The sequence below is a fragment of the Alteromonas sp. AWJ4_197 genome, assembly GCF_056160285.1.
The window spans coordinates 143,333-165,450 of sequence record NZ_JBSWWW010000006.1 but is presented as its reverse complement, the minus strand read 5'-3'; the positions used below and the strand labels follow the sequence as shown (position 1 = coordinate 165,450).

The 22,118-nt window shown below is 49.9% G+C and carries 17 protein-coding genes; 6 read left to right on the top strand and 11 right to left on the bottom strand.

From position 1 onward, the window contains the following. Positions 1-14 precede the first annotated feature (14 nt). The 4 genes from ACXAGC_RS14590 to ACXAGC_RS14575 form a co-directional block, all read right to left on the bottom strand. Positions 15-1,082: a response regulator gene (locus ACXAGC_RS14590; RefSeq protein WP_474844955.1), complete on the bottom strand. Its 1,068-nt coding sequence runs from the start codon at positions 1,080-1,082 to the stop codon at positions 15-17. Positions 1,083-1,095: 13 nt separating this feature from the next. After that, on the bottom strand, positions 1,096-4,410 hold the full coding sequence (locus ACXAGC_RS14585; protein WP_474844954.1) for a PAS domain-containing hybrid sensor histidine kinase/response regulator: 3,315 nt from the start codon (positions 4,408-4,410) through the stop codon (positions 1,096-1,098). Continuing rightward, on the bottom strand, positions 4,410-5,552 hold the full coding sequence (locus ACXAGC_RS14580; protein ID WP_474844953.1) for an FIST signal transduction protein: 1,143 nt from the start codon (positions 5,550-5,552) through the stop codon (positions 4,410-4,412). The genes ACXAGC_RS14585 and ACXAGC_RS14580 overlap by 1 nt, the downstream gene beginning before the upstream one ends. 95 nt (positions 5,553-5,647) lie before the next feature. Beyond that, on the bottom strand, positions 5,648-6,088 hold the full coding sequence (locus ACXAGC_RS14575) for a hypothetical protein (protein WP_474844952.1): 441 nt from the start codon (positions 6,086-6,088) through the stop codon (positions 5,648-5,650). A gap of 94 nt (positions 6,089-6,182) precedes the next feature. Between ACXAGC_RS14575 and ACXAGC_RS14570 the strand changes: the two genes are divergently transcribed. The 6 genes from ACXAGC_RS14570 to ACXAGC_RS14545 all read left to right on the top strand — a co-directional run bounded on the left by ACXAGC_RS14570 (position 6,183) and on the right by ACXAGC_RS14545 (position 13,773). Further along, positions 6,183-7,271, top strand: a complete 1,089-nt coding sequence (locus ACXAGC_RS14570) for a PQQ-dependent sugar dehydrogenase (RefSeq protein ID WP_474844951.1) — start codon at positions 6,183-6,185, stop codon at positions 7,269-7,271. A 188-nt stretch (positions 7,272-7,459) separates the two neighbouring features. Further along, positions 7,460-10,072: a bifunctional aconitate hydratase 2/2-methylisocitrate dehydratase gene (acnB, locus tag ACXAGC_RS14565; RefSeq protein WP_474844950.1), complete on the top strand. Its 2,613-nt coding sequence runs from the start codon at positions 7,460-7,462 to the stop codon at positions 10,070-10,072. Positions 10,073-10,139: 67 nt separating this feature from the next. Then, positions 10,140-10,589, top strand: a complete 450-nt coding sequence (locus tag ACXAGC_RS14560; protein ID WP_442858450.1) for a DUF192 domain-containing protein — start codon at positions 10,140-10,142, stop codon at positions 10,587-10,589. 33 nt (positions 10,590-10,622) lie between these two features. Next, complete coding sequence (gene lysC, locus ACXAGC_RS14555) at positions 10,623-11,972, top strand: lysine-sensitive aspartokinase 3 (protein WP_119500141.1); 1,350 nt, start codon at positions 10,623-10,625, stop codon at positions 11,970-11,972. Positions 11,973-12,010: 38 nt separating this feature from the next. After that, positions 12,011-12,718: a helix-turn-helix domain-containing protein gene (locus tag ACXAGC_RS14550; RefSeq protein WP_474844949.1), complete on the top strand. Its 708-nt coding sequence runs from the start codon at positions 12,011-12,013 to the stop codon at positions 12,716-12,718. A gap of 110 nt (positions 12,719-12,828) precedes the next feature. Beyond that, positions 12,829-13,773 (top strand): DMT family transporter, encoded by a 945-nt coding sequence (locus ACXAGC_RS14545; protein WP_474844948.1) that lies wholly within the window; start codon positions 12,829-12,831, stop codon positions 13,771-13,773. On the opposite strand, the gene ACXAGC_RS14540 is transcribed toward ACXAGC_RS14545, so the two are convergent. The 7 genes from ACXAGC_RS14540 to surA form a co-directional block, all read right to left on the bottom strand. After that, a complete protein-coding gene (locus ACXAGC_RS14540) occupies positions 13,727-15,349 on the bottom strand; it encodes a sensor domain-containing diguanylate cyclase (protein WP_474844947.1) in 1,623 nt (540 codons plus the stop codon). The two genes, ACXAGC_RS14545 and ACXAGC_RS14540, sit on opposite strands and share 47 nt — an antisense overlap. A gap of 132 nt (positions 15,350-15,481) precedes the next feature. Next, positions 15,482-17,506 carry a methyl-accepting chemotaxis protein gene (locus tag ACXAGC_RS14535; protein ID WP_474844946.1) on the bottom strand — a complete coding sequence of 675 codons (2,025 nt, stop codon included), beginning with the start codon at positions 17,504-17,506 and terminating at the stop codon, positions 15,482-15,484. A gap of 241 nt (positions 17,507-17,747) precedes the next feature. Then, positions 17,748-18,563, bottom strand: a complete 816-nt coding sequence (locus ACXAGC_RS14530; RefSeq protein WP_474844945.1) for a symmetrical bis(5'-nucleosyl)-tetraphosphatase — start codon at positions 18,561-18,563, stop codon at positions 17,748-17,750. 46 nt (positions 18,564-18,609) lie between these two features. Continuing rightward, positions 18,610-18,987 carry a Co2+/Mg2+ efflux protein ApaG gene (gene apaG, locus ACXAGC_RS14525; protein ID WP_303573707.1) on the bottom strand — a complete coding sequence of 126 codons (378 nt, stop codon included), beginning with the start codon at positions 18,985-18,987 and terminating at the stop codon, positions 18,610-18,612. A gap of 1 nt (position 18,988) precedes the next feature. Then, positions 18,989-19,810, bottom strand: coding sequence for a 16S rRNA (adenine(1518)-N(6)/adenine(1519)-N(6))-dimethyltransferase RsmA (rsmA, locus tag ACXAGC_RS14520; RefSeq protein ID WP_303573706.1), 822 nt, complete (start codon positions 19,808-19,810; stop codon positions 18,989-18,991). Continuing rightward, a complete protein-coding gene (pdxA, locus tag ACXAGC_RS14515) occupies positions 19,807-20,790 on the bottom strand; it encodes a 4-hydroxythreonine-4-phosphate dehydrogenase PdxA (protein WP_474844944.1) in 984 nt (327 codons plus the stop codon). Before pdxA ends, rsmA begins: the two co-directional genes overlap by 4 nt. Before the next feature lie 14 nt (positions 20,791-20,804). Then, entirely contained in the window at positions 20,805-22,085 is a 1,281-nt protein-coding gene (gene surA / locus ACXAGC_RS14510) for a peptidylprolyl isomerase SurA (RefSeq protein ID WP_119500150.1), read from the bottom strand. Between the last annotated feature and the right edge of the window lie 33 nt (positions 22,086-22,118).

Genomic DNA, 22,118 nt, shown 5'->3' with positions numbered 1-22,118 from the left:
AGGATTCGGCGGGGTTATTTCTCTTCCACAAATCCGGCGTAAAAGACTGATTCTTCATTCTCAGAAGAGGCATTATCCGCTTTTTCTTTAATGCTGATAATGTCATCTTTTATGGTCAGGAATTTCTCTGCCAGTGCCGGATCAAAATGATAACCTGCGTTATCGCGGATGTAGTCAAAAGCGTCGCTGATGCTCCATGCTTTTTTGTATGGTCTTATCATGGTCAGCGCGTCGAACACATCAGCGATAGCAACGATACGGCCTGACTCGGGTATATCCGTCCCTTTTAGTTCATTCGGGTAGCCAGAGCCATCCCAGCGCTCATGATGACTCACCGCCACTTCAGCAGCCAGTTTGAACAACGGTGAATGGCTGTTAGATAAGATATCGTGACCGATTTGAGCATGGGTCCGCATGATCACCATTTCTTCGTCTGTCAGCCTCCTGGGCGCTTTCAGAATGCTGTCGGGAATGCCTATTTTTCCCGTGTCATGCATAGGAGCTGCATGTTCCAGCAATCTGGCTGCTTCCACAGACCATCCCGCGGCAGTGGCCAGCCTTCTCGCATAAGCCGCCATCCGCCAGATATGCAGTCCCGTGTCGGTATCGTTATAGTGACCCGCTGCAGCAAGCATACTGATAGCACTCAACTGACTTACCTGAAGTTCTTTTGTCCGTTCCTCCACTTCCTGGCGGGTGACCCGTTGCTGATGGGCGAGTGAAATATGGGTTTTTACCCGGGCCAGCACAATGGCGGGTACAATAGGCTTGGCAATATAGTCCACTGCACCGGCGGCGAATCCGCGCTCTTCATCTTCACCTTGCCCGAGCGCCGTGACAAAAATCACCGGGATGGAGGCCGTGGCCGGATCCGCTTTCAATCTCCGGCACACTTCCAGACCATCCAGATGGGGCATCATGACATCAAGCAAAATAAGATCGGGCGGGGCTTTACTGACAATTTTCAGTGCAATTTCCCCCGACGGTGCCACCTTTACCTGATATTGATGGATCAGTATATCTTTGAGAATATCAATGTTTGCCGGTTCGTCATCAACGATTAAAACACTAAACGCTTTCACATTACGCCCACAATTATTGCCCGTTTACTAATGGCTGCAAGAGCACAGCCGCAGCTTCAAAATCGTATTGAGATACTTTCTGTATTGCCTGTTGCAGCACCCAGCGATGGGGAGACTGCTGATGTTCACTATAGAGTTGTTGCAGGTTGTCCGATGCTTTTGCATCGTAGTCTTCCAGTAAGTTTAGTATAAATTGAACTTGTGACGTGAAATCCTGTTCATTTTCTTGTTTTTCCTCAACATTGCTCAGTGCGTCCAGACTGGCGACGACTTTCTTCAGCGTCATATCCAGCTCTCCGGCAAGTTTGGGAATGGCGGCCTGAACCAGTTCAGCGGGAGTATCCTGCTGCAGCAATGCGCCGAGCATTTTCTTCAGTGGCTTCGCGCCAATCGTTGAGGCATCTTTTCTGATCCCTGCAAGAATTTCCACCGGCACTGATGACTGTTGCTGCAAACCTTCAACAAGGAAGTCAAAGGGGGTATTTCCGCTGACACTGTATTTCCGGTAAAAACTCTGAAGCAGTGACGCATAGGGATCTTTTATGCCGTCGAAGTCATCGCCGGCGTGTTCTGCTTCGCCGGTATAAATCATGTAGTTATCGAGAGTACGGAGCAGATCATCATTACTTACCGGCTTGGTGAGCAAGGCACACATTCCGGAATCACTGATTAAATCTTCAATGGCAGAGGCATCTTCTGTGGAAGTACAGATAATCGGGGTGGTCAGGCTGTTACCAAATACAAGACTTTCAGCCACTTCCCAGCCGGGAATGTCGGGTAATTTATTGTTCAGAATAATGGCGTCAAAGGTCAGTTGTTTACACAAGGTGATACAGTCTGCACCGGAAGAGACACTGGTGGCTTTAATACCGGCAGAATTAAGTTGTTGGGACATAACGGTCTGACTGATGTCGTCGCTGTCAGCTATCAGTACGTGTTTGCCGCTTAGCCTGCGCTCAACCAGGCCAATGTCGTCCAGTGAAGTGAAACCTGTTTGAGTGTCCTTAAGCATTGCTCCCTGATTGAGGAAGTCGTGCATAGAACGCTGGGTAAACGGAAGTTGCATCACGGCGGCATCAGACAATCCGTGACTCACCAGAAGATGACGCATCTCCTCCTGATTGCCCGGGGTGAGGATGCGCAGGTGAGAATAATCCAGTTGTTTCGAGCGGAATGCCTCAGCAAGTTGTTTCATCCGCTCTTCCGTAATTTTATCTGCAACCACCAGCAGGTGGGTGGTTTGTTCCGGCAGAGATTCAGCACGGTGAGTTGTGCAGTGTTCATGAGGAACCATCAGCGTCGATAACGTTTTTTCCACCAGTCCCACTACCGGTAAAAGGGCATCGTTCAGACAGCAGAGTGTAAGAAACTGATGTGCACCTAAAGGCGGCATTGTATTGCTGGTTCCGGCCAGAGGTAACAACAGTTCAATATTGAACTTACTACCTTCACCGGGTGCGCTTTCAACCGAAATGGTGCCGTTCATCTGTTCGACCAGGTGGCGCGTAATACTCATGCCCAGACCGGTGCCGCCGTATTGTCTGGATATAGACGCGTCGGCCTGAGTAAAGGGGTCAAACAGCTTTTGTTGATGGGCATCACTGAGACCTATACCGGTATCTGTAACGCTTAATTTAACCGATACCTGTTGTCCCTGACGGGGTTGTAATTCAACCGACACAATAATTTGACCCTGCCGGGTGAATTTGACGGCATTACTGACCAGGTTATTAAAAATCTGCATCAGGCGGTTTTCATCGCCCAGCAGGGGCAGACTCATATCGCCGCCCATATCAAAAAGCAGTAATAACCCTTTGCTGACAGCTCTGTCCTGAAACAAATTCGACACTTTCTCCAGTAAATCATCGAAGATGAATGGCTGAATATCTAAATCCAGCTTACCCGCTTCAATTTTTGAATAGTCCAGAATGTCGTTAATGATGCCCAGCAGAGTGTTGGCACTGTTGGTGGCCTTTTGCAGATAATCTTTCTGTTGAGTACTAAGAGACGAGTTCAGCACCAGATGAGTAAGGCCCAGTACGGCATTAAGCGGCGTACGGATTTCGTGACTCATGTTTGCGAGAAATTCACTTTTCGCGTTATTTGCCCGCTCAGCCTGAGAGAAGGCGTCCCGCATGGCTTGCTCAATATTCTTACGTTCGCTGATATTCCTGAACACACCGACGTGTCCCCGTATGTTACCCCTGTCATCCTCCAGTGGCACGGCAGTGATAGATACCGGAAACATAAGCCCGTTCTTATGGGTGAAATAAGTTTCTTCAGAGAAATAGATTTCACCTTTCTTAATGGTTTGAATAAGAGGGCTTTGCTGTACCGGAATGAACTTTTTATCCGGTGACTGGAACTGCACGGTGTCGTGGAAACGTCTGTTTTTCAGTCCATCCATAGTCCAGCCGAGCAGACGACTGGCCTCCGGATTAAGAAATTCAATAGTACCGCTGCGGTCAACTGCGAAAATGCCCTCACCGATAGAGTCGGTAATACTCTGATAAAAACGCTGACTGTCGGATATACGTTCCTCCAGCAGTTTCTGATGGGTAATGTCTGTCATGATGGCGACGTACCGCTCCGCTTGCCCGGTATTGCCTTCGATTGGCACAATGGTGGAGGACACCCAGAATGTCTCGCCGTTTTTTCTCAGATTGTGCACTTCGCCGTGCCACACCTCGCCAGCCCGCACCGCGCGCCAGATTGGTGTATAGAAACTTTCATCGTGATAACCGCTGCGGATAATTTCGAGGCTTTTGCCGTTAAGCTCCTTCTCCTCATAGCCTGAAATCTCACAGAACTTACTGTTGGCGAAGAGGATTTGCTTTTCATTATCCACCACCACAATAATCGCATGCTGGTCGATGGCACGGCGCTGAACTTCTACTTCATGCAGTGCTTCATTACGTTCTCTGGCGAGGTCAGCCATCAGCTCTGCCAGTCCGTTCAGTGAGTCTGTATCTTCTGATAATTCCGGCTTGGACAGGCCTTTCAGCAAGTCATTTGCCGCTATTTTCAGTTCCCGTACCGCCTGCTTTTGCTTAACCGCATCACGGCGGGCCAGCTCCAGTGATTCAGTGAGTTCCTGAGAGCTTAAGCGGATACTGCGGTCGCGGATTTCCATGTCTCTTTCATGGGATTTGTAACTGCTGTCGACCCTGTCGACGAAAGGCATCAGACCTTGTAATAACGTCTGAACTGCCGGTGGCAGTGAATCGTCAAGGGCATGCTCCAGCAGCGTATCAAGCCATTGTTCAGCCTCTTCAATGGTCTGAAAGCCCATGGTTTTCTTGATTTGTCTGAACAGCAGCCTGTGCATCAGTCCGTCGTTCCGAAAAGCGTGACAATCATTGTCTGGTTATGCAATTTGCAGGGGCCCGGGGCCGTGAGGGGGCCAAACTCGCCGTTTGAATAGAATCCGCAAACCGGCAGGTCCTGCCCGAGCGCACTGGTGATGGCCTCTACTTCTTCTTCCACCTGATCACCCATGACAATTTTGCGGGCAAGACAACTGACTACCAGCGCAAAAGCCGGCTTAAACTGATTTTCAACACTGAGACTGAAGGACTGCGCTGCATCTTCCACACCGCTTATCAAATCATTTGTGGAAGCATGCATGAGTCTGAGATAGGCACCCTGTTCAATCTTTCCTCCCAAAATCAGGCTGCCGTCTGATTCGTCGACATCATAGAGAGCGCGGAGCAATCCGGAAGGCTCGTCGTAGCTGTCCATCATCTCCAGGGGGAAAAGCAGCCCTGATACGGGCAGGCGACTGGCTGAACGGCCCAGGTATTTTTTGTAAATATCCAGAGCCGGTGTGCCGTCCAGTTCATACAAAATGTTATTTTCACTGCGGGTAACCTGACGGATCGGACCGAAAGACTGCCACCCTCCGATAACGGCCTGGCTGACGGCAAGATTGTCTCCGTAGAGCCCGGCTGCAACCACATCATGATCACTGATCCCTTGCGGAGAGAGTGTAAAGGTCTGCACATAACTGGCGTTGTCACCGGCCATGCCGCCACTTATCAGCAAATCTGTTCCGAGCACATGGTGTAAGCCGTCGAACATTTCACCGGGTACGAAGTCGATTCCGCGGGTAAAAATAATAACGGCTTTTAGGTCGTCGCCACGAAGCGATTCGCCAAGGGCTTTACCGCAGTTAAAATAATCTTCTTCATGCACCTGACTGACGGCAATGCGGGCAAATCCTTTACCCTTAAGATCGATGCGGGTGAAAACTGCGCTCTGTTCGCGCACATCGCCGGCGGTAATTTCTCCGCTGGTACCACAACCTGCCACCGGTATGCCCGAGGCGATGATGTCAGTGAGCAAAGATGATGAGGAGAAAAATGCAGGGCTTGCGAATACCAGCAGTAAATCGCAGGGCGCTTTAATTGCCTGCAAAATAGCATCATCTTCCGTTTGGGTACTGCGAATAATATGTTGGGTAACTTCCATTCCGCAACATCCGTGGCTAACATAAAAAATATAAGATAAATCTAGCGCGACCTTACAGGTAACGCCATAAATTTACTGAAATTTAATGCGCAGGATCAACCGGGACGGAATATTCGCAGGAAGACAAGTCCGCCAAGACAACCCGCCAGACATTGTAAAGCCAGGCCGGCAGCAGAACGGGCGCCGGCGATAAGTGTGACATGCATTACCGGATACATGGCCATCAACAGCACCAGCATCGCCACGCCACCGGCCAGCGGCAGCAGCCACCTCCGACGGGTGAAGTTTCCTGTCAGCCAGCCGCACAGGGAGAAAGCGATAAACAGGGCGGCGGCCGTGGCAGAACCATACACAGGTAACAGACCAAAGATATCTTCGAATGTTGTTTGTAACCAGAGCGGGAGAGGAATGACTACGTCTAACCGGAGCAACTCAAGCAGTACCATTTGCGTATGGAAAACGCTTGCCAGGCAGTAACAAAGCAGCCAGGCGGGGAAAAAAGCCAGTGAAAACGATTTTGCAGTTGCTAACGGCATGTTGTTCAGACGATTTTTCGATGTATAGTGCGAAACTGATTTACCGCATCTTTTCACGCCATGCTACAGATCACAAGAGGAACGATACAATTCCATGTTTAAAAACACGCTCGTTGCTATCACTCTGACCATCTTTGCTTTGCCCGCATTTTCTGAAGACATTCGTTATCAGGCAAAGCGTATTGCACCATGGACATTACACTATCCCAAAGCGCTGGAATCTTTGCCTGATGGCAGGTTACTGGTCACTGAGCGTGAAGGCAATGTGGTGATCCTCGGGGGAGAATCCCGGCTGGTCAGGGTACCGCTGGCATTGCCCGACCTGTACGTAGCCGGGCAGGGGGGGCTGCTGGATATTGCGCTGGCGCAGGACTTCGACTTGTCCGGACGTATCATGCTGACATTTTCTCAGGGAACGGAAACGGCGAATCATCTGGCAGTGGCCACAGCAACGCTTCAGAACGATACCATTACCGGTATCAACGTCGTGTTTACAGTATCACCGGATAAAGACACGCCGGTTCATTATGGTGGCCGTCTGGCAGTGCTGAATGACGGCACCTGGCTGGTGTCATCCGGTGACGGTTTTGATTACCGTGAGCATGCACAGCGGACTGACAGTCAACTGGGGAAAATTCTGCGAATCCGCGAGGATGGCGCTGCGCCGCTTGATAATCCTTTTTATGACACTGCGCCCTATATTTATTCAACGGGCCACCGCAATCCTCAGGGACTGGCTATCGATGAAGAAGCCGCAGTCATCTATGAACACGAACATGGTCCCGACGGAGGCGATGAGATAAACATACTCCGCCCGGGACTCAATTATGGCTGGCCGGTAGCGACATCAGGCAGAGACTATTCCGGTGCCCGTATTTCACCATTTACAGAATATGCCGGCATGGAGTCTCCGCTGGTTGACTGGACTCCTTCTGTTGCGCCGTCTGCCATGGTTTTTTATAACAGTGATCTGTTTCCGGGTTTGAAAGGCCAGTTGCTGGTGACTACGCTGAAAGACCAGTCCGTCATCGCTGTGGATATGTCAACCACGCCTCCCCGCAAAACAAAATTGTTTGCTACTATTAATCAGCGTTTGCGGGACATTGAAATTGATCGTAAAGGCGCAATCTATGTACTAACCGATGGTGAAAACGCCACCGTTTTGCGAATTGCACCCCTCTGAATCTAATAATCATTATTTTTGTAGCTCCATATATTTATAAGTTTTGTGAATGGTGGTAACAGGCGTAACAAGGGTGCAGTCCGGTGTTATTTTATACTGTGCGCCGATATAATTCCGGCGTCGATAACGTGTAGTCAGGCTCAGGACCGTTGAATCCTTCCAGCCTGAGTAACAAGGAGGAAGCAATCGTGTTAAGTGAATATCGTAAACATGTTGAAGAACGTGCTGCTCAGGGCATCCCCCCTAAACCCCTGAATCCGGAGCAGGTTGCCGGTCTGGTCGACTTACTGAAAAATCCGCCTGCTGGTGAAGAAGAGACGTTATTAGAACTCATTTCTGAGCGTGTTCCTCCGGGCGTTGACGAAGCGGCTTACGTTAAGGCCGGTTTTCTGAGTGCCATTGCGAAAGGCGAAGACAGCTGTCCCCTTATTGATAAAGAAAAAGCGGTTGAACTGCTGGGTAACATGCACGGCGGTTATAACATCGCTACACTGGTAGAGCTGCTTGATGATAAAGAACTGGCTCCGCTGGCGGCGAAAGAACTTAAACATACCTTGCTGATGTTTGATGCTTTCCATGATGTGGATGAAAAGCGTAAAGCGGGCAATGAATATGCTGCTGATGTGATGACATCATGGGCAGAAGGCGAGTGGTTTACTGGCCGTAAACAAATGGAGGACAAGATCACTTACTCTGTCTTCAAAGTTACCGGCGAAACCAATACTGACGACCTTTCTCCGGCCCCGGATGCATGGTCACGCCCTGATATCCCTTTGCATGCCCTTGCGGCTTATAAAATGACCCGTGACGGTCTTGAACCGGAAGAGCACGGCGTGAAAGGCCCGATGAAGCAAATCGAAGAGGTAAAAGCCAAAGGTTATCCGGTCGCTTTCGTCGGTGACGTTGTGGGTACCGGCTCCTCACGTAAGTCAGCCACCAACTCTGTTTTGTGGTTCTTCGGTGAAGATCTGCCGGGTGTGCCTAACAAGCGCGGTGGTGGTGTCTGTATCGGTTCTAAAGTAGCACCAATCTTCTTCAATACCATGGAAGATGCCGGCGCACTGGTATTCGAAGCCGATGTAGAAAAAATGAATATGGGTGATGTTATCGACATCTATCCCTTCGAAGGCAAAATCACTAATCACGAAACCGGCGAAGTGCTGGCAGAGTACAGCTACAAATCTAAGGTAATTCTGGATGAGGTACGTGCCGGTGGCCGTATTAACCTCATCATCGGTCGCGGTTTGACTGAGCGTGCCCGCGAAGCGCTGGGTATGGGGCCTTCTGATCTTTTCCGTAAGCCGGAGCAACCAGCAGACACAGGTAAAGGCTTCTCCCTTGCACAGAAAATGGTTGGCAAAGCTTGTGGCGTGGAAGGTATCCGTCCGGGTACTTACTGCGAACCCAAAATGACCACTGTGGGTTCTCAGGATACTACAGGCCCGATGACCCGTGACGAACTGAAAGACCTGGCCTGTCTTGGCTTCACGGCGGACCTGACCATGCAGTCTTTCTGTCACACCGCGGCTTATCCTAAGCCGGTAGACATCGAAACTCAGCACACCCTGCCTGACTTTATCATGAATCGCGGTGGTGTCTCCCTGCGTCCCGGTGACGGTATCATTCATAGCTGGCTGAACCGTATGCTTCTGCCTGACACTGTCGGTACCGGCGGCGACTCGCACACCCGTTTTCCTCTGGGAATTTCCTTCCCTGCGGGTTCCGGTCTGGTTGCTTTTGCTGCGGCTACCGGTGTGATGCCGCTGGATATGCCTGAGTCAATCCTGGTTCGTTTCAAAGGCGAGCGTCAGCCTGGTATCACTCTGCGCGACCTGGTACACGCGATTCCTCTTTACGGTATCAAGCAGGGCCTGCTGACGGTAGAGAAGAAAGGTAAGATTAACGCATTCTCCGGCCGCATCCTTGAGATTGAAGGTCTGGAAGACTTAACGGTAGAACAGGCCTTTGAACTGTCTGATGCCTCTGCAGAACGTTCTGCTGCCGGTTGTACTATCAACCTGTCTGAAGAGTCTATCGCTGAGTACCTGAAGTCTAACATCACCATGCTGCGCTGGATGATCAACGAAGGTTATGGCGATCCCCGTACGCTTGAGCGTCGTGCGCTGAAGATGGAAGAGTGGCTGGCGTCACCTTCTCTGATGCGTGCTGACGCAGATGCTGAATACGCAGAAGTGATTGAAATCGACCTGTCAGAAATCAAAGAACCCATCGTGTGCTGCCCGAACGACCCGGACGATGCGAAAACACTGTCTGAAGTTGCCGGCGACAAGGTGGACGAAGTATTCATCGGTTCCTGCATGACCAACATCGGACACTTCCGTGCCGCTGGTAAACTGCTGGAGCAGTACAACAAAACCATTCCAACCCGCCTGTGGATTTCTCCGCCCACTAAGATGGATAAAGCCCAGTTGATGGAGGAAGGTTATTACAACATTTACGGCCGCGTGGGTGTTCGTACCGAAATGCCTGGCTGTTCACTGTGTATGGGTAACCAGGCACGTGTTGATGCCGGTGCCACGGTACTGTCTACATCGACCCGTAACTTCCCTAACCGTCTTGGTGATGGCGCCAACGTATACCTGACTTCTGCTGAACTGGCAGCTGTCGGGGCGATTGTTGGCAGGATTCCCACGGCGGCAGAATACATGGAATATGCCGGTAAAATCGACTCCATGGCAGCCGATGTATACCGCTATCTGAACTTCGATAAGATGGAAAGCTTTAAGAAAGCAGAAGAGGATGCAAAGGCTAAGATCATTCCGACATTGAATGTTGCCTGACTTGAGTTATAAACTATCGGGCCGGGTACCTCAGGGACCCGGCTTTTTTTGTCTTTGCAAGGAAGAAATAATGAAATCATTCATGGTGCTGAGAAATTGCCTGCTTATCTTGTGTGTTGCCCTTGCTGCATGTCAGAGTGCTGCGCAGGAGCCGGTTGAATTTGACACTGCCGCCATTGAAGTGGCAGGTAAGTCGCTGCCGGTGGAGTTTGCAAACACACCAGAGCAACGGGCACGTGGCCTCATGTATCGCCAGTCTCTATGCGAAGATTGTGGCATGCTGTTCAGGTTTGTGCCGGTGAGGCAAGCCAGTATGTGGATGAAAAATACATTTGTACCGCTGGATGTGGCATTTATCGACGGGAATGGCGTGATTACAGATATAAAACCGCTGATGCCGCATGACTTAACGTCTGTGGGAGCATCGAAAGCGGTGATGTACGCGCTGGAAATGAATCAAGGGTGGTTTGCGGCAAATAATGTTCGTGTCGGCGACCACATTAGTATCAAAATTTAACACATCAACGTGTTGGGAAAACCGGAGAATACCGTGACGAATCCTCTTAATATCGCCAAATTTGGTGGTACGAGTGTTGCTACTTATCAGGCTATGCAAAACTGCGCCAGAATCGTGGCTGGCAATGAAGCGACACGCATTGTTGTCGTCAGTGCTCAGGCAGGCGTAACAAATCACCTTGTCAGCATTGCGCACACAGCGTTGACCAGCGAGCAAATCAAGGACACCTGCCAGGCTATCATCGACATCGAAATGGCTGTGCTGGCACAAATTAAAAACAAAGATTCGGTCAGTGACAAACTGGAAGACTTGTTTGAAGAACTTCGCGGTCTGGCGAATCATGAAGAAATTTTGCACCGCGACGATTTAAAAGATCAGCTGCTCTCTATGGGCGAACGTATGTCGTCGTTGTTGTTCAGTGCGGTTCTGGCAGAACAGTCGGTGACTACTCTGAACTTTGATGTGCGTAAAGTACTGCGTACTGACAGTGAATTCGGGGAAGCGGTTCCGCAACTGGAAGACATTGAGCAGTTAGCTGAACAACTGCTGCGCCCGGAAATTAAAGACGCAATCGTAGTGACTCAGGGATTTGTCGGTGCTAACGAAGAAGGCAAAACAACCACATTGGGTCGCGGAGGCTCAGATTTCACGGCTGCCTTACTGGCTGAAGCACTGAAAGCTGATACCTGCGAAATCTGGACCGATGTAACGGGGGTTTACACCACGGATCCCCGTATTGTTTCTGCAGCCTATCCGTTACCTGAACTGAGCTTTGAAGAAGCGGCAGAGATGGCCACATTCGGTGCCAAAGTTCTTCACCCGGCCACTATGGAACCGGCGCTGCGTAAAGATATCAAAGTGTTCGTGGGTTCCAGTAAAGAGCCTGAAAAAGGCGGCACATGGATCATGCGCGACTGCGAAGTTGAGCCTCCGTACCGTGCGATCACCCGCCGTAAAGAGCAGGTGATGGTAACGGTTAAAACGCCGAAGATGATGTATGCTCAGGGCTTCCTGCAACAGGTTTTTGCTATTATTGCCAAGCATAAACTCAGCGTAGATCTGGTAACGACTTCAGAAATTTCTGTGTCATTCACGCTGGATAACCCGGCTAACTCTGTAGCATCCCGTTTGAATAAAGAGACCATTGCAGAGCTGGAAACGATTTGTGATGTCACCGTTGAGAAAGGTTTCGATCTGGTTACTGTGGTCGGCAATCACATGCAAACAGCGAAAGGTGTATCCAGCCGTATTTTCGCGGCTGTACATGATTACAATTTGCGGATGATTTGCTTCGGCGCAAACCCCCACAATTTGTCGTTCCTGGTGAACGAAGAGAACAGCACTGACATCGTGCAGAAACTGCATAAAGAGTTGTTTGAATAATAAGAGGAGGGCAGTCATCAGACTGCCCTTTTTAATGCATGCCTGATTCCCTTTCAATCCGTTCTTACAGCAAGCAAACAACGGGTCACAGTCACGACTTTCATCAGCTCGTGCTGCCCCTCAGTGGTGTTATCAATATTGCCGCAGGGGATATAAAGGGGAAGGTCGCGCCCGGTGAATGTGTAGTAATCCGGCGTAACACCCTGCACATATTTACTGCCGAAGAACAGGCCCGTTTTGTTGTGGCAGACTTGTGTCAGTTACCTGATAACCTCTCAGACGCAGTAGCCAGTGTTTTTGCTGTCAGTAAGCCCATGACATCCCTTTTATCTTTTATCGCAACTCAGCTTGAACGCAGGGTCAGCTGCGAGGTGGAAACACTGATGCTGCAAACTTTTCTGGCAGTGCTTGCAGAACAGGAGCTGGGTGTTGCACTAGACCCGCGGATCAGGAATGTGGTGGAGTTTATTGAAATCCGGCTCAGTGAGTCTCTCACCATTGAGGAATTGGCTTCTGTGGCGTGCATGAGCGCGACCCAGTTCAAAAAGATTTTCAGGGCACAAACGGGGAAAACGCCGGCACGGTATATCACGGCATTAAGAATGGAGAAGGCGAGAGCACTGCTTATTCATACCGATATGCCGGTACAGCGGGTGGCTGAAGAAGCCGGTTATCAGGACCTTTCTGCCTTCAGCCGTCGTTTCTCTGCCTATTTCGGACTTCCCCCGTCTAAAATGCTGCAATAATAAATGCCTTTAATTGCGTCTTTGCAACACCATGAAGCGTCCTTTCAGCAAAGTGCTCTTCAATTCGCCTGTTTATACTGTCTTTAAATTCATCACTCATTAAATTTTTCATGTCTGAACAGCAACACCTCTTCCGCTGCGTGCTGGCTATAATCATCGCCAGTTTTTTATGGGGAACCACAGGGACCGCCGCCAGCTTTGCGCCGGATGTCAGCCCCCTCGCCATTGGCGCTGTGGCAACGGGTGGTGGCGGTTTTCTGATGCTGTTGAAATCCTCCGGTCCGCTGCTCAGGCAACGGGGTTTATTGTTTTCTCAGTTTAAATACGTTTTCTGGGGAGGCCTTAGCGTGGCCGTCTATCCACTGGCCTTTTACTCTTCAATGCGTCTGGCCGGCGTCGCCATCGGTACAGTCATATCCATTGCCAGTGCTCCGTGCTTCGCAGTCTTAATGGAGCGGTTTATTAACGGCAGGCCTGTAACGGCAAAATGGATGCTGAGTTTTTTGCTCGGGTTTGCCGGGATCTTGTGCCTGGTCATGGCTAAGCCACACGCTGAAACTGCTGTAGCCGGTGATCAACGGGAATGGGGAATTCTGCTCGGATTGTTGGCAGGCTTAACCTATGCCGCCTACTCATGGACGGGTAAAAGTATGATAGTCAACGGCGTGCGTTCAGATGTTGCCATGGCAGTTCAATTTGGTGTTGCTTCCTGTCTTCTGCTGCCCTCATTGTTCTTTACCGGAGATAATCTGCTCGCTTCTTCCGGTAATATTACGGTTGCCCTGTATATGGCTTTTATCCCTATGTTTGGCGGCTATCTGTTGTTCGGATACGGATTACAAAAAATAGATGCAAGTATTGCCACGCTGATCACGCTGCTTGAGCCGGTGGTCGCCACATTATTGGCTGTGTGGATGTTGTCTGAACGGTTTTCACTGACCGGATGGGGGGGCATTGGACTTATTGCGGGTTGTATTTCTGTGCAGATGATAAAGGGCGGACGGAAAGCTAAGCGCCGCCGGCACGCAGAGGTGCTTCAGTCTGATCCTCAGTAATAAAGCAGTCCCGTCCCGATGACTTCGCTCTGTACAGGGCGTCGTCTGCTTTCTTAAGCAACTTTTCCGGTAGCAGGGGTTCCCCCTCTGTTTGCCAGGCAATACCGGCAGACATAGTGATTATGTGCATACTGTCATCTCTGCTTTCATGGGGAATATTTCCCAGTCTGATCTCGTGCAGTAAGGTTTCTGCAACCTTGACAGCTCCCTGCGCAGAGGTTTGCTGAAGCACGATAAGAAATTCTTCTCCGCCGTAACGGACAACGATATCTGTGCCGGTGCGTGTATTTTTACGTAGTAACGCGGCAACCTGTTTTAATACTTTGTCACCGCCTGCGTGGCCATAGTGGTCGTTATAACGCTTGAAATAATCTACATCGGCCAGGATAACGGCAATATTACCGCCTCCTGCTCTGACCGGCAGAGGGAGGTTTCTGAAATAACAGTCCAGGTGCCTCCGGTTCGCAAGCCCTGTCAGGGGATCGGTATTGCTGATCTTTTCCAGTTGTTTGTTATGCTGAAGAACTTCGTTGCGCTGATGATTTATCAGGGCGAACATCTCATTGAGTTTACGACCCAGCCGGAAAGCTTCATTACGGCCTCTGTATGGCGTCTGACGGGAAAAGTCCCTGCTACGCATAGCGAAGCTCACGTTATCGTGAATACTGGCTATCGGCGCGATAAGTTGCCGGTTTACCCATAAATAGAACACTGCAATCACAGTCAGCGTGATCACAATGCCTGCAATGAGGCTGGCATCAAACAATGAATCATCATATTGCCTTGGTCTGGGTTGGATAGACAGAGCAAAAAGCGGAGTGTTCTGCAGACTATTGATGACCAGATACAGTCTGCCTTTAAATGGCTGTGCATGCACCGGGCTGCCGGACGCAACGTTGAGTGAAAACGCTTCAGGGTTATCAGGCAAAGTTTTTTGCGAATGAAAGATAATGTCACCTGCCATACCCGGCGTAAGTGAATCGACAAACTGTTGATCGATAAAGCGCCACAGCACCAGTGTACCGGCTGGTTCGCCATTTTCATCAGAAGGTAACACGGGATGAAAAATTGCAACCGCAGGATTCCCGGCAATGCGGGTGAAAAGAGTGTGGGCAGATGGCTGTGCCGTTGCTTCATTACCAGCTCTGTTCAGATTCAATTTTGTAGAAGATGACAGGTTCTCCGGCACTAGTTCTGTGCCGTCGTCACGATAACTTCTGCCACTGATTAATTCACCGCTACTGTCATAAAGATACCAGCCATTGATATGAATACGCCGGTAGGATTCGGGGATAAGATAATTTTCTTCAAACCAGTCACTGTCTTTGTTCATGGCGGCGTTATACATTGCATCCCATACGGCACTGTCGTAGACCAGTTTGTGCAGGGACTCCAGTTCCTGCCGAACCTGAGAGGCAACCCTTTCAAGGTCCTGACGATCCCCCTCCTGCGCCATCGTTTCAAATACTGGCAGGATGTAGTAATAGCGGATCAACGCTTGAGCAGTGAGAATAGTCAGGCACGCCAGAAGGATGCCCAGCATAAGCTGGGTGCGCAGCGTGTTGAATTTAATCATTCGTCGGAGCAGCATTGGTCGTTTTGCATATTTACAGTATAAACGCTGTCAGCAGCTTTGCCTGAAAGGCAGGCTGAAAATAAAAAAGGCGCGTCCTTGCGGACGCGCCTTTGCATTGAAAAATGTGAAAAATTACACTTTAAACTGTCGGATAGATTGCTGCAGTTCTTCAGCCAGACGGGCCACCTCTGAGCTGGACTCAGACGTTTGCTGTGCACCGATAGTGGTTTCTTCAGCAATGCCGACGATGGTTTCCAGTTTTTCACTGATTTCCTGGGAAACTGTGTTCTGTTCGCGGGCTGACTGCTCAATTTGCGTACTGACATCATAAGCCTTGCGAACCGCATCTGAAATCACGTCCAGCGCTTTCGTTGCATTATCTGTTTGTTCAACACACACAGCCGTCTGCTCTTTACCCTGATTCATGACTGACACGGCTTTTTCTGCTCCGGCCTGCAGCATTTCGATCATAGAATTAATTTCCTGCGTCGATTGCTGCGTGCGTGAAGCAAGGGTACGCACCTCGTCAGCAACAACCGCGAAGCCACGACCTTGCTCACCGGCACGGGCAGCCTCAATAGCTGCGTTCAGAGCAAGCAGGTTGGTCTGATCAGCAACACCACGGATAACATCCAGAATGCCACCGATGCTTGCACTGTCCTGATGCAGTTTATTGATAACTTCAGCGGCCTGCTGAACGTCCTGGGCAAGTACTTCAATAGTGCGTTTGTTTTCCAGTGAAATAGTACGCACTTTTTCGGCTTCGCTGTCCGCGTGACGGATTTCGTTCAGCGTGTCTTCCGCACTCTGACTGACCAGTTGAGAAGTGCTGTGCATCTCTGTCGTTGCTGTTGCCACCTGGGCGATTTGCGACTTCTGGTTCTGAATAGAATGTGTCGTTTGCGTTGTTACCGTTGATGTTTGCTCGGAAGCTGCAGCCAACTGCTCTGCACGGGTATTGATACCGGTGATTAATGACTTCAGATTGGCAATCAGCTTGTTACAATTCTTCGCTAACTGACCAAATTCGTCCTCAGCAGTGTCATCCAGACGGCGGGTTAAATCACCGGAAGATGCTACGGTCAGCAGTTCGTTCACGCGGTTTAACGGACGGGTAATGGCAATCACGGTCCAGTATCCGATAACAATGGCTGCTGCAAGCGATGCAAGAGCGACAATGATAACGATGGTATTACCTGAGGTAACTTTCGAAGATACCTGCTCATCTATATCATCTGCTTTCTTGTTTGCCTGCTTAAGTAAGGCTTCCAGAGCAGCAATACCTTCCTGACCATTTTTGTCAGAACGGGCCAGTGCCTGTTCGGCGGCATTGCGGAATTCCAGACGCGCTTTTTGTAACTGCAGCACACCGTCTGAGCCTGTGATGGCATCAATGGCGTCGTCCACCAGGCCTGAGATTTCATCCAGCGTACCTGAGGTGTCACTGCCGGCTGCCGTCGCCTGCATATTGTTCATGAGTTCGCGGACTTTACCCACGGTGAGTTCTACTTCATTGCCTAACACCTGTGCCCGCACCAGCGTCTGGGTTTTGGCATATTCGTTAGCAACGGTAATAAGACCAAGCAGAGTGCTCTCCAGCTCACCACCGATATCTGAAGCCTGCTGAAGGGCGCGGTTTGCAGCGACTGCGTCAGACTCAGAGAAATCCAGCAGGTAGGTAGAGGCGTCGTCGGCATTATCTTCAACATCGCCAACCTTGTCGAAAATAGCATTACGCATTTCCATAGACTCACGGTGATTGCTGTACATGGCTTCGACGTTAGTCACGTATTCATTATAAGATTCACGGACACCGGTAAGACTGCTCTGCATGGCACTGTCATCAGACAATACGGAATTCAGCGCTTTCAATTCAGCATCAAAGTCGGCTTTGCTGTCGGTAAACCGTGCATATTTGTTTTCCAGACCGGTGACCTGCTCTTCGATATAAGCTTCGAAGGTGACCCGGCTCATATTCAGAAAACTCGCTTTTAATGAGTTGCTGCTTGAAAGGGTAGGTACCGCGACCCGGTTAACCTCATCAACCGCTGATCCCACAGAGTTGAGGTTAATGAGTGACGACACACTGATAATAATTAACAACAGACTTATAGTAATAAATCCGCCGATAATACGCATTGCTACCGTGATTTTCATCCGAACTCCTGAAACACAGTTTTATTTATTGTTGTGGTCTATCAGTTGTGTTCTTTATGACTGATATTAAGGACGTGACATGACCTGCCATCTTTTAGTTACTCTCCGCAAGTTTTTATCGACAAAATATTCCTATACTTTAGTCGGAATTGTTGCGGTTTAAAGTGATTGTAAACAGATTTTGCACGTAAGAGCCATAACTATCGTATAAACCAACGTATCTTGCCAGTTTCTGAGGTATTCAGGCTGATACACTAACCAGTTCATTAGTTTCCAGTCGCAGCGCTGTCAGGGTATTGCCCCATACGTAGCCGGTATCAAGCCCGGTGATTTGTTCTGAACCGGTTTCTCCCTCTAGTGCCGCCCAGTGTCCGAAAATGATGCGTTGTTCAGCGCTTAATGCAGGGTTGGGGATAGAAAACCAGGGGGTGAGGTTGGCCGGAGCGTCATCCGGGTGATGCTTACAGGCAAAATCGAGATATTTCTGATCCTGTATAAAACGCATGCGGGTACAGGCGTTGATAATAAAACGCTGCCTCTGTACACCTTTCAATGTGTCTTTCCATTCGAAAGGACCATTGCCATACATATTTTCCAGCAACGTTTTCCAGCCGCTTCCTTTGAGAACCGTACTGATTTCATCACTGTAAGCGAGTAATTGGGCGGGAGACCAGCCGGGATAAAGCCCGGCGTGAACCATCGTGGTGTTTTCGCTGATAGCCAGGGCCAGCGGGAACTGACGAAACCAGTCAACATAGTCGCCCAGTTTTTTGCTATTTAACAGCGGGTCAATGCGATCGCTTTTTTTGGCCTTTTTAATGCCCTGAGACACGGCCAGGAAGTGCAGGTCGTGATTACCCAGCACCGTACGAAAGCGGTCGCCGAGATCCATCAGGTATTTTACCGTGGCATGGGAGTCTTCTCCCCGCGCGAGCACATCACCCACCGCAAGAAGTGTATCTCTTTGCTCATCAAAACCGGCTTTTTCTAAAAGGGCCATCAGGCCACCGAAGCAGCCCTGAATATCCCCGATAACGAGAGTTTGTGATTCACTCATGGCAGCATCCTGTCTTATTGATTACGGGCATGTGCCGGTATATCAGCTAGTTGAGCGCGTTCGGCACACTTAAGCTGAATATATGAATGGGCACACGAAAACGCTGACCGTTTTCATCTTCCATTTCGTAATGGCCCTGCATACTGCCCACCGGCGTATCCAGTAATGCGCCACTGGTATACTGATATTCACTTGCCGGGTCGATATGGGGCTTTTTGCCAACAACTCCTTCACCCTGAACTTCAGTATTCTTACCGTTACCGTCGGTGATAAGCCAGTAGCGGTTCAGCAACTGAACGCGGGCATCACTGTGGTTACGGATAGTAATGTGGTAAGCAAAGGCGTATTTGTCAGGCCCGCTGGCCGGGTGATCCGGCAGGTGCCGTGTGGAAACGGAGACGATAATGCCTGGCGATGCCTGCATATCAGCATTCCCCGTCCCGTTTCGCTACCAGGTTGGCGACGGCAGCAAAATCTGTCAGTGATAAGGTTTCAGCCCTGGCTGTCGGTGACAGTCCCAGCGCTACTAATTCTTCTTCGCTCACCCAGTCGCCCAGACTGTTACGGATAGTCTTCCTGCGTTGATTAAACGCTGCAGAACAGACTTTTTCCAGTAACGTGACTGATGTGACTTCTACAGGAGGCTGGCTGTGGGGGATTAACCGTACCACCGCAGAGTCTACCTTCGGGGGCGGCTTGAACGCACCGGGAGGTACATGCAGAACCGGTACTACTGCGCAGTAGTATTGTGCCATAACCGACAGGCGGCCATAGCTTTTAGACCCCGGGCCGGCGGCAAGGCGGTTAACCACTTCCTTTTGCAACATAAAGTGCATGTCCTGCACTTTTCCGGCAAAACTGAACAAGTGGAACATCAGCGGCGTGGAAATGTTGTAAGGCAGGTTACCGAATACTCTGAGTTTACCTTCCGGGTCGGGCATGTCGGGCAGTAACGTGGAGAAATCGAGTTTCAGCGCGTCTTTTTCTACGATCGTCAGTTTACTGCCATGAAAAGGATGATGACGCAGCCGTTCGGCAAGGTCCCGGTCCAGTTCAACGACGGTAAGCTTTGAAACTTCTTCACAAACCGGATCGGTCAGTGCACCCAGACCCGGTCCGATTTCAACCAGATTTTCGCCATCAACAGGGTTAATGGCGCTGACAATATTGCCAATGACATAATCGTCATGCAGGAAATTCTGGCCAAACCGCTTTCTGGCGGTATGGCCTAAATGTGTTTTGCTCATTGTTGTTTGTTCGCTAACTCAATAGCTTTTTGCATAGCTTTTCTGAAGCTGCCTGCATCTGCTTCACCGGTGCCGGCTAAGTCACAGGCAGTGCCGTGGTCTACCGACGTCCGGATAAAGGGCAGGCCCAGCGTGATATTGACCGATGCGCCAAATCCTTTGTATTTAAGCACCGGTAAACCTTGATCGTGATACATTGCCAGTACGACATCGGCATTGTCCAGATATTTAGGTTGGAAAATCGTATCGGCAGGTAACGGACCGGTAAGATCAAGACCTTCTTCCCGCAGTTCATCAAGGGCAGGGATGATGGTGATTAACTCTTCAGTACCCAGATGCCCACCTTCGCCAGCATGAGGATTCAGGCCGCAAACGTAAATTCGTGGCATCTGAATGCCGAATTTAAGTTTCAAATCCGTGTTGATGATATGAATCACTTTATTCAGGCGATCTTTGGTGATGGCTTTGGATACATACTCCAGAGGAATATGGGTGGTGGCGAGCGCTACATTAAGGCCGTCAGTAGACAACAACATCACCACATCCATCGTATTCGACTGATGAGCGAAGTATTCTGTGTGACCACTGAAGGAAACACCGGCTTTGTTGATGATACTTTTGTTTACCGGTCCGGTAACCACCGCATCAAAGCCTTCTTCCATATTCGCCTGACAGGCCTGCCGCAGGGTTTCAACTACGTAATGACCGTTGTCGCTGTTCAGCTCACCGGGAATAACAGCTGTCGCTGTATCAATTTGTTGTAAATACAGTGTGCCCGCCGGCTGGATGGCATTGTTGCCGGCATCATACGGTTGCAGCTGAAGGGGCAGCCCGAGCAGTTGTGCACGGGCTTTAAGCATGTCGCCATCACAGAACACTACCAGCTGGGCATCCCACTGCTCCTGTGCCAGAGCAATGATGAGGTCAGGACCGATACCTGCAGGTTCGCCGGGAGTGACTGCTATTCTGATTGGCTTCATTTAACTAACCTGTTTTATTCCAGTACTTCGATGTAAGCAGCATCACGCATTTCACGCAACCAGGCTTCTGACTCTTCTTTAAATTTACGGTTGTACAGCAACTGAGAAGCTTTATCTTCTTTGCGTTTTTCTGTTGCATCGTCAAAGCGGCGGTCTAGTAGCTGCATTAAGTGCCAGCCAAACTGCGAGCGCACAGGCTGGCTGTATTCTCCGGGCTCAAGGCCTGCCAGCGCTTCACGGAATGCCGGTACATAGATGCTTGGATCTGACCAGCCTAATTCGCCGCCTTTCAAAGCAGAACCCGGGTCTTCAGAGTATTCTTTTGCCAGCTCACCGAAGTCGGCTTCACCGTCGATAACTTGCTGACGGAATTTCACCAGCATCTCACGGGCTTTTTCATCGCTTAAAATGATAGACGGTTTTATCAGAATGTGACGGGCATTCACTTCTTCAATGGTCACTTTTTCAATACCGCGGGTATCGATGACTTTCAGAATATGGAAACCTGCACCACTGCGGATAGGGCCAACCAGTGCTCCTTTCTCTTTACCCTGAACCGCTTCGGCAAACAGGGTCGGCATAGAGTTAATGTTCAGCCAGCCCATATCACCACCTTCCAGAGCGTTAGAGCCTGAAGATGAAGTAATAGCTATTTTGGCGAAGTCTGCGCCACCTTCGAGGATTTCGATAACTTTGTCTGCACGGTCGCGGGCGCTGGCAACGTCTTCGTCAGTGGGGCTGGAAGGCAGGCCAATCAGAATGTGGCCAAGGTTATATTCAGCCTGCTCGGCACCCTGCTGGTCCATTAATTTCACCAGACCACTGATTTCCTGAGGTGTGATGTATACCCGGCGGCGAACGTTAGCACGGGTCACTTCGCCTACGATAAGCTCTTCACGCACATCTTCACGGTAATCGTCGTAAGCAATGCCCTGCTGACGAAGTTCGTTGCGTAAATCTTCTACCGACGCGCCCTGTTGTTGAGCGATATTGGCGATGGTTTGCTCTAGTTGGGGATCACTGACCTGTACACCCATCCGTTCAGCCATTTGCATTTGCAGACTTTTGGTGATCAGGCGTTCAATTGCCTGAGTACGTAAAACACGGTCTGAAGGTAAAGCTTGTCCCTGTGCTTCTGCGTTACGCTTAACATCTGCAATCAGGTCTTCTATTTCACTTTCCAGAATAACGCCCTGGTCAACGATAACCGCTACGCGGTCAAGTGAAACAGGTTGCGCCATGCTCATAAATGAAAACAGGGCACTGATACAGATAGCGCGGATAATGAACTTCATAATCACTCTTTTTATCGGTTTATGCTTTGCTGC

What these genes read in the sequence shown, in the direction of transcription:
- ACXAGC_RS14550 (WP_474844949.1), top strand. Translation starts at nt 12,011, where the DNA reads ATGCCTGATTCCCTTTCAATCCGTTCTTACAGCAAGCAAACAACGGGT.
- ACXAGC_RS14540 (WP_474844947.1), bottom strand. Translation starts at nt 15,349, where the DNA reads ATGATTAAATTCAACACGCTGCGCACCCAGCTTATGCTGGGCATCCTT.
- apaG (WP_303573707.1), bottom strand. Translation starts at nt 18,987, where the DNA reads ATGCAGGCATCGCCAGGCATTATCGTCTCCGTTTCCACACGGCACCTG.
- ACXAGC_RS14575 (WP_474844952.1), bottom strand. Translation starts at nt 6,088, where the DNA reads ATGCCGTTAGCAACTGCAAAATCGTTTTCACTGGCTTTTTTCCCCGCC.
- rsmA (WP_303573706.1), bottom strand. Translation starts at nt 19,810, where the DNA reads ATGAGCAAAACACATTTAGGCCATACCGCCAGAAAGCGGTTTGGCCAG.
- surA (WP_119500150.1), bottom strand. Translation starts at nt 22,085, where the DNA reads ATGAAGTTCATTATCCGCGCTATCTGTATCAGTGCCCTGTTTTCATTT.
- pdxA (WP_474844944.1), bottom strand. Translation starts at nt 20,790, where the DNA reads ATGAAGCCAATCAGAATAGCAGTCACTCCCGGCGAACCTGCAGGTATC.
- ACXAGC_RS14530 (WP_474844945.1), bottom strand. Translation starts at nt 18,563, where the DNA reads ATGAGTGAATCACAAACTCTCGTTATCGGGGATATTCAGGGCTGCTTC.
- ACXAGC_RS14585 (WP_474844954.1), bottom strand. Translation starts at nt 4,410, where the DNA reads ATGCACAGGCTGCTGTTCAGACAAATCAAGAAAACCATGGGCTTTCAG.
- ACXAGC_RS14535 (WP_474844946.1), bottom strand. Translation starts at nt 17,506, where the DNA reads ATGAAAATCACGGTAGCAATGCGTATTATCGGCGGATTTATTACTATA.
- ACXAGC_RS14570 (WP_474844951.1), top strand. Translation starts at nt 6,183, where the DNA reads ATGTTTAAAAACACGCTCGTTGCTATCACTCTGACCATCTTTGCTTTG.
- ACXAGC_RS14580 (WP_474844953.1), bottom strand. Translation starts at nt 5,552, where the DNA reads ATGGAAGTTACCCAACATATTATTCGCAGTACCCAAACGGAAGATGAT.
- ACXAGC_RS14545 (WP_474844948.1), top strand. Translation starts at nt 12,829, where the DNA reads ATGTCTGAACAGCAACACCTCTTCCGCTGCGTGCTGGCTATAATCATC.